Source organism: Pseudoalteromonas sp. McH1-42, from assembly GCF_022347845.1.
Lineage (GTDB): Bacteria > Pseudomonadota > Gammaproteobacteria > Enterobacterales > Alteromonadaceae > Pseudoalteromonas > Pseudoalteromonas rubra_D.
Genome location: NZ_JAKRFU010000013.1, coordinates 12,035 through 27,800, shown reverse-complemented (window position 1 = coordinate 27,800; position 15,766 = coordinate 12,035). Strand labels below are relative to the sequence as shown.

Annotated in this window: 11 protein-coding genes and 1 pseudogene; all 12 read left to right on the top strand. The window is 42.1% G+C overall.

The features are described 5' to 3' along the window. Positions 1-24: 24 nt before the first annotated feature. Entirely contained in the window at positions 25-1,149 is a 1,125-nt protein-coding gene (locus tag MHN31_RS12915; protein WP_239444442.1) for a TDP-N-acetylfucosamine:lipid II N-acetylfucosaminyltransferase, read from the top strand. Between the two features lie 87 nt (positions 1,150-1,236). Then, a pseudogene (locus MHN31_RS12910) lies at positions 1,237-2,358 on the top strand (nucleotide sugar dehydrogenase). Between the two features lie 973 nt (positions 2,359-3,331). After that, a complete protein-coding gene (locus MHN31_RS12905) occupies positions 3,332-4,522 on the top strand; it encodes a UDP-N-acetylglucosamine 4,6-dehydratase (protein WP_125558973.1) in 1,191 nt (396 codons plus the stop codon). 12 nt (positions 4,523-4,534) lie between these two features. After that, positions 4,535-5,689: a LegC family aminotransferase gene (locus MHN31_RS12900; protein WP_125558975.1), complete on the top strand. Its 1,155-nt coding sequence runs from the start codon at positions 4,535-4,537 to the stop codon at positions 5,687-5,689. A gap of 2 nt (positions 5,690-5,691) precedes the next feature. Next, positions 5,692-6,846, top strand: a complete 1,155-nt coding sequence (neuC, locus tag MHN31_RS12895) for a UDP-N-acetylglucosamine 2-epimerase (RefSeq protein WP_194868379.1) — start codon at positions 5,692-5,694, stop codon at positions 6,844-6,846. Positions 6,847-6,853: 7 nt separating this feature from the next. Continuing rightward, entirely contained in the window at positions 6,854-7,924 is a 1,071-nt protein-coding gene (gene neuB, locus MHN31_RS12890; protein WP_125558979.1) for an N-acetylneuraminate synthase, read from the top strand. Continuing rightward, a complete protein-coding gene (locus tag MHN31_RS12885; protein WP_125558981.1) occupies positions 7,917-8,567 on the top strand; it encodes a NeuD/PglB/VioB family sugar acetyltransferase in 651 nt (216 codons plus the stop codon). Before neuB ends, MHN31_RS12885 begins: the two co-directional genes overlap by 8 nt. Then, the gene (locus MHN31_RS12880) at positions 8,564-9,622 is read left to right on the top strand and encodes a nucleotidyltransferase family protein (RefSeq protein WP_125558983.1); all 1,059 of its coding nucleotides are present in this window, start codon (positions 8,564-8,566) and stop codon (positions 9,620-9,622) included. Before MHN31_RS12885 ends, MHN31_RS12880 begins: the two co-directional genes overlap by 4 nt. A gap of 2 nt (positions 9,623-9,624) precedes the next feature. Next, complete coding sequence (locus tag MHN31_RS12875; protein WP_194868378.1) at positions 9,625-10,329, top strand: acylneuraminate cytidylyltransferase family protein; 705 nt, start codon at positions 9,625-9,627, stop codon at positions 10,327-10,329. 1,390 nt (positions 10,330-11,719) lie between these two features. Then, on the top strand, positions 11,720-12,841 hold the full coding sequence (locus tag MHN31_RS12870; protein ID WP_125558987.1) for a polysaccharide export protein: 1,122 nt from the start codon (positions 11,720-11,722) through the stop codon (positions 12,839-12,841). Positions 12,842-12,852: 11 nt separating this feature from the next. Beyond that, entirely contained in the window at positions 12,853-13,287 is a 435-nt protein-coding gene (locus MHN31_RS12865) for a low molecular weight protein-tyrosine-phosphatase (protein WP_125558989.1), read from the top strand. Between the two features lie 14 nt (positions 13,288-13,301). After that, positions 13,302-15,539, top strand: coding sequence for a polysaccharide biosynthesis tyrosine autokinase (locus tag MHN31_RS12860; protein ID WP_125558991.1), 2,238 nt, complete (start codon positions 13,302-13,304; stop codon positions 15,537-15,539). Positions 15,540-15,766: the final 227 nt, after the last annotated feature.

Below are 15,766 nucleotides of genomic sequence, written 5' to 3'. Positions count from 1 at the left end.
TTTAATAACTTAAGTATGTGATAGATGAAAATTGCTCACTTTATTCATGATGAAAAATTCCCTGATTTCGCTTACATACAGTTTGAAGCGGCAGCTCCAGGTTGCTCAGACTACTTTATTGTGGGCGAGAAACGAGAGCTAAAATACGTAAAAAAAATTGAACCTAAATTCATACCTGCAAAGTCTTTTTCGGATGCCGCTTTTCTGAAAAAGCTAGCAGGCTATGATTTGATAGTTTTACATTCACTCACGATGTTCAATAAAAGGTTGGTATACAACCTTGATAAAAACATAAGAATTTTATGGGTAGGAATGGGTTATGATTACTATAGCTTGATCAATGATGAATTGGTTCTACCTAAAACCCACTCGATATTGAATAAAGGAAGTTTTCAAGGTAACAATACTTTCCTGGCTTTGAAGTCAAAGCTAAAGAAAGTATTGAAAATTGAAGTAAGTTGGAGCTATTTGTTAGAGAGGATTGACTACTTTTCACCTGTGCTCTACGGAGAGTATACTAAATTACAGTCTTTATATCCCTTAATGAATTGTAAGTTCATAGATTGGAATTATGGTAGTACGTGTAATGTGTTAAATAGCCTAAAAGACGTTAAGGTATCTGGAAATAGTGTGCTACTCGGTAACAGTGCAGCCCCTCCTAATAATCACATTGAAGCGCTGGACGTACTTCACTCCCTTATGGGCAATAAAAGAACAGTTTATCTCCCACTTTCATATGGTGCCTCATCTAAAGTGAGAGATAAAATTATTCACTACGCTAGAAACTTAGATCTCGATATTGAACCATTGACTGAATTTATGGAGCAGACTGAGTATTTTAAGCTTATTTCTGAGTGTTCACATGTCGTTATGAATCATTGTAGGCAGCAAGGTGTTGGTAATATTGTTGTTGCTTTGTATTTAGGAAGCAGAGTTTTTGTCAATGAGAAGAATGATGCCTACAGTCACTTTAGGGATTTGGGATGTGTCATACATACCATGGCTGAACTACAGAACTCTCCGGAGCTCCTTTCAGTTGACTTAGATGAAAAGTCAAAGCTTAAAAATAGGGAGATTATCGAAAAGGAAATTAGCTTTAGTCATGTACAAGGGAAAACGAAGAAGCTCATTGCACAGTGTATTGACTGAGCCGAGCTAGGCTTCAGTGGTCATACTTTTAAAGATAGTGGTTACTTCTTTGTTCTTTGAGTATTTTTAGAGTCGGAAACTAGCAAAATGAATATAGTGGTAGTAGGTACAGGTTATGTCGGCCTGTCGAATGCAATGTTATTGGCACAACATTGCGATGTTGTCGCTTTGGATATTGTTGAAGAACGTGTCTCTAATGCTCAACTCGAAGTTTTCTCCCATCGCCGATGCAGAAATCACTGAGTTTCTGCAGTCAAAAACACAGCCGTTTGTCGCTACGACGGATAAAGCTAGCGCTTGTGAACATGCAGACTTTATTGTTATTGCAACACCCACAGACTATGACCCTGAAACTAACTATTTCAATACCAGTTCAGTCGAATCGGTTATCAAAGATCTAGTTGAGTTCAAACCCGATGCGGTAATGGAGATTAAATCCACCGTTCCTGTTGATTATACAGAGTGTGTAAAAAAAGCATTGGGTATTGATAACATTATATTCTCACCCGAATTTTTGCGTGAAGGTAGAGCGTTTTATGACAACCATTATTCATCTCGTATTATCGTGGGGGAGCATTCTGAGCGTGCTGAAGTGTTTGCAAAGCTGTTACTGCAGGGGCTGAAGCCATCAAGCTCTTTTCCAATACGTATCTGGCTATGCGTGTGGCCTACTTCAATGAGCTCGATACTTATGCTGAAACGCATGGACTTGACTCAAAGCAGATTATTGAAGGGATAGGTTTAGACCCTCGAATTGGTGAGCATTATAACAATCCATCGTTTGACTATGGGGGGACTGTTTACCAAAAGACACCAAGTAGCTTTTAGCCAACAATCAGGATGTAGCGAATAACCTCATCCGTGCCATTGTGGACGCAAACGACCCGCGTAAGGATTATGTCGTGGATTCTATTTTGAAGTGCAAGCCTGAGGTGGTTGGCATTTGTCGTCTGATAATGAAAAGTGACTCCGACAATTTCTGAGCTTCATCAATTCAGGGAGTTATGAAACGCATCAAAGCTGAGGGTATTAAGTTGGTCATTTATGAGCCTGTTCTGAATGAGAGTGAGTTTTTCCACTCTCGTGTTATCACTGAGCTGGAAGAATTTAAACGGATTTCAGACGTTATTGTGTCCAGCCGTATGGTAGATGAAATTCGTGACGTGGCAGATTAAAGTATATACGAGCGATCTATTCGGTCACGATTAAGCTATCTATCTCACCTCCTGTATCTAAAAAGGGTGGCGACTGCGATACAGACTCTGCCGTGACAGCGTTCTAGCACTTCAGCCTGGTTAACTCATCACAAAACCTGTCGTTCTGCAGAATACATAGCTGCTGATTTGGTTTGTGGGTTAAACCCAATGCACCTAGACTAGGTTAGCTGAAGTTACTTAAGCCTCTCTAATATCAAATTTTATAAAGCAAATTTTCGAAAAACGATATAGTCAGCGCTGTGATGGCAGGGAGTTACGTAAAAAGTCAGGCTTGTCCTTTAAGCGCACTATAAAAACATTTCAATAAAGGTAGTTGAAACAATCAGCTAGCAGAGCAGCATATGACTATGCAGTTTTTGAACAGATTTTAGCTAAGCTGGCATAAAGCATACCATTACTCAGAATGCACGGTGTCGTACTTTTGTGTTATGTGACATGCCCATGACCTGTAGATGAGAGAGCTAGACTCACATATCGAAAATTGTATAATGGACGTCAGCAAGCCTGCAAATACAAATAACATGCGATGGATAACGGCTGAGCGATTATCCGGCGGGTAGAGTAACCTTGATGAGGCAAAAGACGAGTGTCATTCGGTTGGCCGATAGGTGAAGACTCGGGACTCTGACTACAAACTTCTTCATGGCGCTTAATGCACGAACTCTTGTTATATTCGATTTAGGGTAATGCTAAATACACGTAGTACGTATAGTTACATTATAAAGTCTTTGTCAAAAAACTCGTATAATTGAATGGGTACATGGATTTCTACTTTTTAGAAAGTGGATTGAGAAAAGTAGTTTTTATTGGACTACTCGGTATAAAAAGGACAGTCATACTCTATATTTTTGGTGTCTAATTTTTTCCGTTAAAAACCGTTGTAATGCATGTCGATGTTATGAGCAATATCACAGTGTGATATAAATCAGATAATTACTGTTTTTATTAATAATTCGAGATTATAAATGAGCAAAATATTAAATTTAATAGGTAGACAAAAGCAACTTTTTTTGCAAGATATTGAGTCTGCTGAGCAAGCACTACAAAAGGAAGTATCTAACTCTCGATTTCTGATATTGGGCGGCGCTGGTTCGATTGGTCAAGCTGTGACTAAGGAAGTTTTCAAGCGTAACCCCAAAAAACTACACGTTGTGGATATTAGTGAAAACAACATGGTAGAGCTTGTAAGAGATATTCGCAGCTCATATGGTTACATCGATGGGGATTTCCAAACTTTTGCTCTGGATATAGGTTCAATCGAATACGATGCCTTCATTAAAGCAGACGGCCAGTACGATTATGTACTGAATCTATCTGCGCTGAAGCATGTCCGCAGTGAGAAAGATCCCTACACTCTGATGCGCATGATTGACGTGAATGTATTTAACACGGATAAGACAATTCAGCAGTCTATAGATTCAGGTGTCAAAAAGTATTTCTGTGTGTCAACGGATAAAGCTGCAAACCCCGTTAATATGATGGGGGCCTCTAAGCGTATCATGGAAATGTTCCTGATGCGTCGCAGCAAAGAGATCGCAATATCAACAGCTCGATTCGCGAACGTTGCATTTTCAGATGGCTCTTTGCTTCATGGGTTTAACCAACGTATCGAAAAGCAGCAACCGATAGTTGCTCCAAGTGATATCAAACGCTACTTTGTTATCCCGCAGGAATCGGGCGAGCTTTGCCTAATGTCTTGTATCTTCGGTGAGAACCGAGATATTTTCTTCCCGAAGTTAAGCGAGTCGTTACATTTAATTACCTTTGCTGATATTGCAGTAAAATATCTTGCTGATAAAGGTTATGAGCCTTATCTGTGCGACTCTGAAGAAGAGGCGCGTGAGCTGGTCAAGACGCTACCAGCTGAAGGTAAGTGGCCGTGCCTGTTTACAAAGAGTGACACAACAGGTGAAAAAGATTTTGAAGAGTTCTTCACTGAAAATGAAACGCTCGATATGGAAAGATTCAATAACCTGGGGATCATTAAGAATGAGCTGGAATATGACGCAGACAAAATTGCGTTGTTTGAAAGTACAATCAGCCAGCTGAAAGATCAAAAGTCCTGGACAAAAGAGGAGATCGTTGAGCTGTTTTTCACCATGATCCCTGATTTTGGTCATAAAGAAACCGGTAAATACTTAGACAGCAAGATGTGATTTGGGGCTGCAATGACACCACATAATATTAACGAGTTTGTCAGAGCTCTGTATCAGACTGATGAATTTATACCACTTCATGCACCGACGTTTAGTGGTAATGAAAAAGAATACGTTTTACAAACCATCGATAGTACTTTTGTATCTAGCGTAGGTAAGTTTGTTGACGAGTTTGAGCAAAAAATTGAGAGTTTAACTGGCACGGCTAAAGCTGTTGCAACAGTAAATGGCACAGCTGCCTTGCATGCCGCTCTTTATATGGCGGGAGTGAGAGCTGGTGATCTGGTTATCACTCAGGCACTTACCTTCGTTGCGACTTGTAACGCGCTTCATCACATGGGGGCTGAGCCTGTATTTGTTGATGTCTCGCCAGTGAGCCTTGGCCTGTGTCCAAAAGCGCTGGAAACCTATTTAGAGGACCACGCAATACTGACTGAGCAAGGTACTATTCATCGTAGTACGAAGCAGCGTATTCAGGCTGTAGTGCCAATGCATACATTTGGACACCCCGTCGAATTGGATGAGCTCGTTGCAGTGTGTAAAAAGTGGCAGATTGCATTGGTGGAAGATGCAGCAGAAAGTCTTGGTTCATATTACAAGGGTAAGCATACCGGGGTATTTGGCGAATATGGTGCGGTAAGCTTTAACGGTAATAAAATCATGACAACAGGTGGGGGCGGCGTTGTTTTATGTCAAACGGCTGACGCCGGAGCCCGCACTAAGCACGTCACGACGACTGCTAAAGTCCCTCATCCATACGAGTTTTTTCACGATGAGGCCGGGTTTAACTATCGCATGCCAAATCTAAATGCGGCACTAGGGTGTGCGCAGCTCGAGATGTTAACCACTTTTATTGAACAAAAAAGAGCGCTTGCACAGCAATATCGCGACTTTTTTGATGGCAGTGAGTTCAAGTTTGTGGTCGAGCCTGCTTACGCACAATCAAATTACTGGCTCAATGCGGTAATTTGTGAAGACAAAGCCGCGCGAGAGTTGTTATTGCAGGAAACGAATAGCCAAGGGGTTATGACTCGACCAATTTGGCAGTTGATGCACCGCTTGCCAATGTTTAGTAACGCTTTAAGAGGCGATTTGACTTACTCTGAGTATGTTGAAGCACGTCTTGTGAACTTACCAAGTACACCAATTGCTAAACTAGGTGTCTGATTATGAGTAAAAAAATAGCTGTTTTTACGGGAACACGTGCCGAATATGGTTTGTTGTACTGGTTGATTAAAGACATACACGATGATCCTGATTTGACATTGCAGTTACTCGTTTCTGGCATGCATTTATCTCCTGAGTTTGGAAATACGTATAAGCAGATAGAAGATGATGGTTTTAAAATAGACGAAAGGATCGAAATTTTATTATCTTCTGACACTGCAACGGGCACAGCTAAGAGTATGGGGCTGGGTGTTTTAGGGTTTACAGATGCTTTAAGCCGATTAGAACCAGATGCACTGGTGATTTTAGGCGACCGGTTTGAAGCATTAGCGGCAGCTCAAACAGCTATGATTCTGAGGATTCCAATCTTGCATTTGCATGGTGGAGAAATCACGGAAGGCGCTTATGATGATGCTATCAGGCATGCTATCAGTAAACTTAGCTACCTTCATGGTACATCGACAGACGAGTACAGGCAGCGTGTTATTCAACTAGGAGAATCGCCAACGAGGGTTAAAAACATCGGTGCAATTGGCTTAGATCACTTAAAAAGAAGTGAGTTTATGACAGTGGATGAGATTGCTGAGTCATTGCAATTTGACCTGAAGGCTCCCTACTTTTTGGTGACTTATCACCCTGTAACTCTGGGTGAAGAGCCTCCTGAAGAGAGCTTCAACGCGATCCTTACAGCTTTAGATGCCTTCGCAGATCACCAGGTTATTCTAACTTACCCCAATGCCGATGATGGTGGAAGAAAAATTATCCCTATCCTTGAACAGTATGCACAGGCAAATCCAAAAAGGGTTTTGGCGATTCCATCTCTTGGACAACAGCGTTACTTGAGTACTGTTAAGCACGCATCTGTGGTGATTGGTAATTCTTCAAGTGGCATTATTGAAGTGCCGTCTTTCGATGTACCCACAATCAACATTGGTGTGCGCCAAAAAGGCCGGTTGGCTGCAAAAAGTGTACTGCATTGTGATGCACAGACGCACAGTATTGAGAGCGCGATACGCGCAGCGCTATCTCGTGAATATCAAGCTGAAGGCGAGGCAGTTGCAAATCCATACGGTGCTGGCAATGCAAGTAAACAAGCCATTCAAATGCTTAAAGAGCTTGATTTTCAACCGAGTAAGCCGTTCTACGATCTAAAATGAGAGTACTATGACATTAATAATTGCCGAAGCTGGCGTTAATCACAACGGTAGTGATGAGCTGGCTTTTAAATTGGTCGATGCTGCACACGAAGCGGGTGCAGATATTGTTAAATTCCAAACCTTCAAAGCTAAAAACTTGGTAACGGAATCAGCGAAGCAAGCTGATTATCAAGTTGCGAATACGGGGCAGCAAGAGTCTCAATTTAGTATGCTTAAGCGATTAGAGCTGAGTTACGAAACGCATCACAAGTTGGTTAAATATTGCCAGGAGTTAGGGATTGAGTTTTTATCAACCGCGTTCGATTCCGAGAGCCTTGATTTCTTAGTTAATGATTTGGGGATCACGAGACTGAAGTTACCTTCCGGAGAGATAACTAACGCACCACTGGTGTTAGAGCATGCCAGAACCGGGTGTGATTTAATTGTTTCTACAGGTATGGCCACTCTGAGTGATATTGATTACGTATTATCTGTTATTGCATTCGGTTATTTACACCCTGAAGGGGATCCAACTGATGAGCTGTTGCTAGAAGCTTATTACTCTGAGGAAGGTAAAGCACTGCTTAAAGAAAAAGTGACCTTGTTGCATTGCACAACAGAATATCCGGCACCTTATGACGATATCAATCTAAATGCCATGGATACAATGAAAGACGCGTTTAAGCTCTCAGTTGGCTACTCAGATCATAGTGAGGGTATTGTTGTGCCTATCTCTGCTGTAGCAAAAGGCGCGGTATTGATTGAAAAGCACTTCACGACAGACAAGTCTCTGCCAGGTCCAGATCATAAAGCGTCTTTGGATCCTGTTGAGCTTAAAGCGATGGTTGAGGGTATTCGCATCGCTGAGAGAGTATTAGGTGATGGTATCAAAGGGCCTCGTCCGCTCGAAGTTAAAAATAAAGAAGTAGCCAGAAAGAGCTTGATCGTGGCACAAGCATTAAAAGCCGGCGAAGTGATTACTAAGTCACATGTTGTGGTTAAGCGCCCGGGTGATGGCATGCCACCTTCACTATATTGGAAAGTGCTCAATACTGAGGCTTCCCAAGATTATCAAGTCGGTCAATTACTAGATGAATAAATCACCAGTAGTCTTGATCGGTGGGGGAGGTCATGCTGCTGGCTTAGCGGAAATCTTGCTCCAGCAAAACCGACAGATTTTGGCTGTAGTTGCACCAGAGCTTTCACCAAGTTTGAAGCGATTAGCCGAGTTTACGCATCATACCGGCGACGACGATGTTCTGAAATATGATAAGCATGAAGTGGAGCTCGTCAATGCCATTGGAGCGATGCCCTATAAATCATTGAGGCAGAAAATATATCAGCGCTTCAAAGATGATGGTTATCAATTTGCACAAGTGATCGCTAACAGTGCCAATGTCTCTGCTAATGCTCAATTAGCAGAGGGGGTGCAGATTATGCAAAACGCTGTGGTCTGTATCGGTGTTGCTATTGGTGAAAACTCAATTATAAATACGTCCACTACAATCGATCACGACTGCTCTATTGGGATGCATTGCCATATCGCGCCGGGCGTTACAATGAGTGGGCAGGTTCGAATTGAGCAGGGTGTGCATGTGGCTACTGGAGCCAGTATAATTAATAACATTACAATTGGTGAGCGCGCTATTGTTGGTGTTGGAGCATCTTTGACAAAAAGTTTAGCGAAAAATTGTATTGCTTATGGAACAAAGACAACAGTTAAAGAACAGGGTGCCAAATGACAAGCAAATGGAAAAAATTATTAATCTCGCCAGAGACTAGCATCAGAGATGCCATGGAAGTTATTGACCGGGAAGCGCTTCGGGTCGCGTTGGTTGTCACTGATGGTGATAAGCTGGCAGGAATAGTAACGGATGGCGATATTCGTCGAGGGATACTGTCAGGGGTTGATTTGTCAGATAAAGTCGAGAAAGTGATGAATTCATCACCGATCGTAGCGTCTGAACGCAAAACTTCGGCTGAGCTGAAAGAGATAATGCGTGCTCATAGCAGCCTATCTATTCCTATCGTCGATGGCAGCGGCAGTCTGGTTGGATTGAAAACTCTGCATGAGGCATTAGAGGTCGAGAAAAAAGATAATCCGATCTTTATTATGGCCGGTGGTTTTGGAACGAGATTACGACCTTTAACTGATAATTGTCCAAAACCCATGTTGAAAGTCGGTGACAAGCCAATGCTGGAAACCTTGATCCGACATTTTAAATCTTTTGGCTTTAATAATTTTTATATTTCAACCCATTATTTGCCTGAAGTAATTACTGAATACTTCGGAAATGGCGAAGCGTTTGGGGTTAACATCACTTATGTTCATGAAGAAGAGCCTCTTGGCACTGCGGGCGCGCTTTCTCTATTACCAGACAGTTTGCCAAATAAACCCCTGATAATGATAAATGGCGATATTCTGACAAACGTGAACTTTACAAAAGTCCTGGAGTTTCATGAGTCTCAGGATTCTGATGCAACTATGTGTGTTAGAGATTATGAGATCAAGGTGCCTTTTGGTGTGATTGAAGGGGAAGGGCATGTCATCTCTGATATCGTCGAAAAGCCAACGTATAGGTATTTTGTTAATGCAGGTATCTATGTGATCTCACCTGAGATTATTCGCTCTCTCGGTAAAAGTGAGTATCTGGATATGCCATCTTTGTTTCAGAGAAAGAAAGACGAAGACTGTAGAGTACTTAAGTTTCCGATCCATGAATATTGGTTAGATATTGGCAGGCATGATGACTTTAAACGAGCGCAAATTGACATTCACGATTTAGGGTTGTTCTGAACATGCTAAAAGTATTGGCGATTGTACCTGCAAGGGCTGGTAGCAAAAGGCTTCCGCAAAAGAATATCAAGGAATTAGGTGGGCTCCCTTTAGTTGCCCATACGTTTGAAGCGATTAAGGAAGCCAAATATATTTCACATACTTTGGCGACGTCAGACTGTCCAAAGGTTCTAGAGATTGCTTCATCTTATGAGCAAGTTACACCCTTAGCCAGGCCTGCGGAGTTGGCAAGCGATACAGCTTCCTCATTGGATGTAATAAAGCATGCTGTCGAGTTTGCCAAAGAGTGTGAGATTGAATTTGATGTAATTTGCCTGTTACAGCCAACTACTCCACTGAGAGCGGCAGAGGACATTGACTCAGCGATAGAGCTATATATTGAGAAAAATGCCAAAGGCGTTGTTTCTATGACTGAGTGTGCACACTCTCCTTTGTGGAGCACGCGCTTAACAGAAGAACATGACTTTAAGCAGTTTATATCTGGATTGACTAACACCAGGGCTCAGGATTTGGATCCTTATTATCAGCTAAACGGAGCTATTTATTTAGTTGATAAGATTGAATTCGAAAGATCAGGTAAACTCTTCCTAGAGCAAGATTACTACCCCTATATAATGTCTAATGAAAGTTCTATTGACATTGATACAGAAATCGATTTTTTGATCGCAGCTACGGTACTGAAGCATCGAGCGGATAAAGCCTGCTGAATACTCGCCTCACTGACCGGCGTCGATGTCCCATCATATATCGGTCAGTGAGGCGTACTTAAGGTGAACGAGGTGTATATAGCCCGATGGCGCTTGTCTAAAGAGTTCCCGCCAGAAATACCTGATTAGAAAACGCGTTGCCAACTTAATTAACTTCTACCCTTTACTTTCTCACAGTATTTACACTTATATGTGGATACTTGTCATTGGTAAACCTGTTTGAACTGAGCTGTGAGCACCTGTGTCCGCTGAACTGTATTATGGGCGGACCAAAAGTAGCTGGGAAGGCGGCAAGTGTTTAGGCCCTCAATTTGCTACTTCACTGGCTTTCTCCGGGTTACACCTTGTATTCTCAGGTGCTTAACCTGTTTGCAGTCAGTGGCTGTCTGTGGCATTTACTATTTCGACACCTCGCTCTAAATCTTGTGCTTTTAACTCAGCTATGAGTGAAAGGAGAATACCACACTTTAATTGGTCTAGGCTGGTTCTGGTATGGGATGTAGACGATGTCTTCTCTGCACTGGGAGAGCTAGACTCACGTGATAAAAAAAGTATAATACCACCTCGTTACTTTGGCTCCCTTGTTCAGGGAGTTGTGCATGGAAGGCAGCAATTCTCTCTATTTATTTTTTAATCAAAGATATAGAGAAAAAAGGATCTTGGAAATCAGAGTACGTTATCTTTCAGTCCTATCTGCTCAACCATTTTTCACACAACCGTAGAACTAAAAAGTCCATGGTATTGCATAGTTTTAACGACAAGTAGACACACTAACCACCTTGCAAAGTTAGACATTGGTTTTGTTAGGAGGAAGCTTTATGAGGCCGGTGCGTAAGTTCTGTTTCTTTGTTGAGTGGGTGAGCCAAAGCATCTGAAATGAGAATGCGCTTTATTATTGTGTTTTCTGAACTAGTCTCGGCGCTTTTTTAGGAGGATTAGTTCTTTATGCATATTTATTTTTGCTTAAAAAAGTGTAGGCTTCGGGAAATTTTGCCATAGCGGTGTTTTGTCACAGGGTTTTAGTCTCTTTTGCTCAAAGTGGGTATTGACTGATTCATCCGATAGCCTCGGCATTACTTTTAAAGGGAGTAACAGACTGATGCGTGCAAATAAGTCTCGATATGGTAATATTTCAGGTCTATGATAATCCAGATTTTGGGCTGATTTTGGATACTAAGAAATGTTTTGCATTGACCTTGCTTGATGTGTCGGAAGTTTATATGTATTAAGACATAAAAATAGCAGGAACCAGTCAGGCTTTATAAGAAGTAACACCTAGGCTCTGGCTGATTTGTCACTTGCGATTAACAATCGCGCATGCTTTAATTGGTGATGCGAAATATTACACCATTAAAAACTGAAAGAAAAAACTATATTTTGGGAAAAAATAATGGCGCTAAGCTGTAAAACTATCATTGCTTCTACTGTATTTCTTGCAATGACTGGCTGCTCGATTGTTCCCGGCGGCCATTTTGAAGGAATAGACTCAAGTGAGCAGACTGCCAGTCTGCAAAGCGACCTTGAAAACATCAACATTCACTTAATTGATGCTCAACTCATCCAGGATTCAAAACGCTATCAGACTCAACAGAAAGAAGCTGCCATCCCGAGTATTGGCGGCATCGACGTTTCTGATTTTGAATATCGATTAGGTGTAGGTGATGTACTCACAATTGGCGTTTGGGACCACCCTGAATTAACTATCCCAGCTGCGGTTCAGCGTACCGCCGAGTTTGATGGTTTCCGTGTCCAAGCGGATGGTACGGTAACCTTTGCTTATGCGCCGGAAATACCTGCAGCAGGTCGAACCGTGACTGAGTTACGTGCTGATTTAGTACAAAGATTAAGTCGCGTTATTGAAGATCCACAAATTGATGTAAAAGTCGTTGGTTTTAAGAGTCAAAGAGTTTATGTCACCGGTGAAGTTAATAAACCTAACGTATTTCCAATTACCGAAACTCCACTAACTTTGCTGGATGCTGTCAATCAGGCCGGAGGGCTTACAGACTCTGCCAATTGGGATCATGTCACATTTACTCGAGGTGAGAAATCTGAACGAATCAGTCTTGAACGATTTTATTCAGAGGGCGACATCTCTCAAAACCGCCTATTAAAGCATGGTGACGTGATACATGTCAGTCGTAATGACAAGCAAAATGTTTACGTATTGGGGGATGTAACAAAAGCCGGTAAAATTGGTATTAACCGCTATGGTTTGAGCTTGGCTGAGGCCTTAAGTGAAGTCGGTGGCGTTAATGAACGGACAGCAGATGCAAATGGAGTATTTGTCCTGCGTAAGCGAGACTTCGAAAAAGATGGAGTGATTGCTGATGTATACCAACTGCATGCGAGAAATATAGCGTCTTTGGTGCTTGCCGAGCAGTTTGAGCTCGAGCCTCAAGACATCGTTTATGTGACTAGCGCACCTCTTGCACGCTGGAACAAAGTTATCAGTCTCTTGTTGCCTTCACTTGCCACAGTGGATGCGCTTCAAGACATCGACAATCAATAGTGTGAAATTTCATGTTTGATAGTGTTTTGATCGTGTGTGCGGGCAATATTTGTCGTAGCCCCACCGCTGAATATGTATTAAAAAGCAAACTCTCTGAACGAGCGATAGAGGTGTCTTCTGCGGGCTTGACAGCATTAGTTGATAAGCCAGCGGATCAACTTGCTCAACAGCTAGCATCACAGCATGGCATTGATATGTCAGAGCATAGAGGACGTCAAATCAGCACCTCATTGGTGTCTCAAAATAGCGTTATATTAGTGATGGAGCAGCGTCACTTGGAAGATTTGTGTTCAAGGTATCCACAAGCTCGTGGTAAGACTTTTCTTTTAGGGAAGTGGTTAGGTGATAAAGAAATTCCGGATCCTTACCGACAAAGCCAAGAAGCATTTGAACATGTATACGAGTTAATCAATAGCGCGTGCAGTGCTTGGCATAAGTATTTATAAGGATGAAAGAGTCGATGAATGCTCAATCCAACCTATTAAGTGGTGCGCAGCAAAACCAAGCTGGGCAACAGACACAAGATATTGACTTAATATCGATTTTTGGTGCCTTGCTGGATCGCAAGTTCTTCATAGTTGTGATTACCACAATTTGTATGCTCATTGGTATCGCTGTTGCTGTTTTTAGCACTCCTGTTTATCAGGCCACAGCGATGATCCAGGTCGAGGAAAAAGGCGGAGCCGTTCCTGGGTTCGATGAGTTAGGTGGGATGTTTGAAACAACATCAGCAGCGGTGACAGAGATAGAGCTGTTGAAGTCGCGGAGTATTATTGGTGAAGCTGTTGATAGCCTCAAGTTAGATGTCGTCGTTGAACCAAAACTCTTCCCTGTGATAGGTGGACGTTCGTTTAGAAAGTTTACACCGACGAGTTCGAATGAACTAGCTGAACCAAGTTTTGGTGCCGAAAGCTACGCTTGGGGTGGTGAACAAATAGATATCTTTAAGTTCAAAGTGCCCAGAGCTGCGATTGATACAGAGTTTACGCTGCGTGTTGTTGATACAGATACTTTTGAACTGCTCAGTGAGGACGGCACCAGCGTTCTTCGAGGTAAAGTGGGTGAAGAGGTTGAAAGTGGCCAGTTTGCATTAACAATCAAAACACTGAATGCCAGACCAAATACCGAGTTTCTGCTGGTTAAGAGAGATCGTTTGAATACCATTCTTGATCTTCAAGCTGAAATTGGTGCAGGTGAAAAAGGCAAAGATTCGGGAATAATCAATCTGAACTTACAGAATGAAGATGCCGAATATGCCGAGTCGGTATTGAACAAGGTTGCATCCATATATGTTCGTCGCAATGTTGAACGTAGTAGTGCCGAGGCGCAGAAGTCACTTGAGTTTTTAGAATATCAATTACCTCAGGTGAAGAAGCAACTTGAAGCCGCTGAGCAACGCTTCAACGATTACCAAGTTAAGCAGCAGTCAGTTGATATCTCTTTGGAAACAGAAGGTGTCCTGAAACAGTTAGTTAAACTAGAAACTCAGCTGCAAGAGCTGGAACTCAAAAAGTTAGAACTAGGACGTAAGTTCAAGCAAAGTCACCCGAGTTATCAAGCAGCTATTCAGCAGATTGAAGCCGTTGAAAATCAAAAACGACGTTTGTCCGATCAGGTCCAGGTATTGCCTGAAACTCAACAAGAACTGCTAAGATTGACGCGTGACGTTGAAGTGAATAACGAGATATACACGTTATTACTTGCAAAAACGCAGGAACTTGACATCGTGCGCGCCGGGACAGTTGGTAATGTTAGGATTATTGATAGCGCTGAAGTCAATACTTCTAAGCCTGTAAAGCCAAAGAAAGCGTTGATTGTGATTTTAGCTACTTTAGTTGGCGGAATGCTGGCTGTTGCGATAGTACTTATCCAAAAAGCGATGCATAAAGGGATTGAAGACCCCAATGAAATAGAAGCCTTGGGTCTGCCGGTATATGCCAGCGTTCCTTATTCTGAGTATCAGGTTAAACTGACTGGTTTTGCAAAAGCGCGTAAGGGTAAAGTCGCTAAAGCTAAATCAATACTCGCTGTTGATAATCCAGCAGACTTATCAATTGAGGCGCTTCGTAGCCTTCGTACAAGCTTGCATTTTGCCATGATGGAGGCAAAGAACAACGTTATCGCAATTTCAGGTCCAAGCCCTGGCGTTGGTAAATCGTTTATTTCCGTAAACCTGGCGACTGTATTGGCGCAAAGTAACAAGAAAGTGTTAATCATTGACGCTGACATGCGTAAAGGTTACCTGCAAACGCAGTTTGGTATGCAGTGGGATAATGGACTCAGTGACTTTCTTGCTGGTCGAGTAACCCTGGAGCAAGCAACGAAGCAGAGCCAGGTACCTGGATTGGATGTAATCACACGTGGCCAAATACCACCTAATCCATCTGAGCTGTTAATGCATGCTAACTTCTCGAAGTTGGTTGAACTGGTCAGTGAAAAATATGATTTGGTTATTATCGATACACCACCTATTTTGGCTGTTACCGACCCTGCTATCGTAAGTGCACATGCAGGCTCAACATTGCTTGTAACTCGATTTGGTCAAAACCATGTCAAAGAGCTTGAGCTAACGCGCAATCGCTTTGAACAAAATGGCATTGACGTAAAGGGTGTTGTATTTAATGGTGTAGTCAAAAAAGCCAGCAATGCTTACGGCTATTATGGTTACTATAACTACGAATATAAATCGGATAAGTAACATATAAAGCCGTATTGATGTCAGTAAGGGTCTATGATGAGTATTGACTCAGAAACGGTACTAAACTGATAGTGGCTATCCTAAAACACCGGACTAAGTAAAATGGCAGCACTGATAAAAAGGTGCTGCTTCCAACATTATTACTAGGTAAAGCTAATCATGGTGATACATACCTTAGTATGGGCTGTATGAAAGTGATGAGTGTTGTGCTTTCTCGGTGCTTAGTA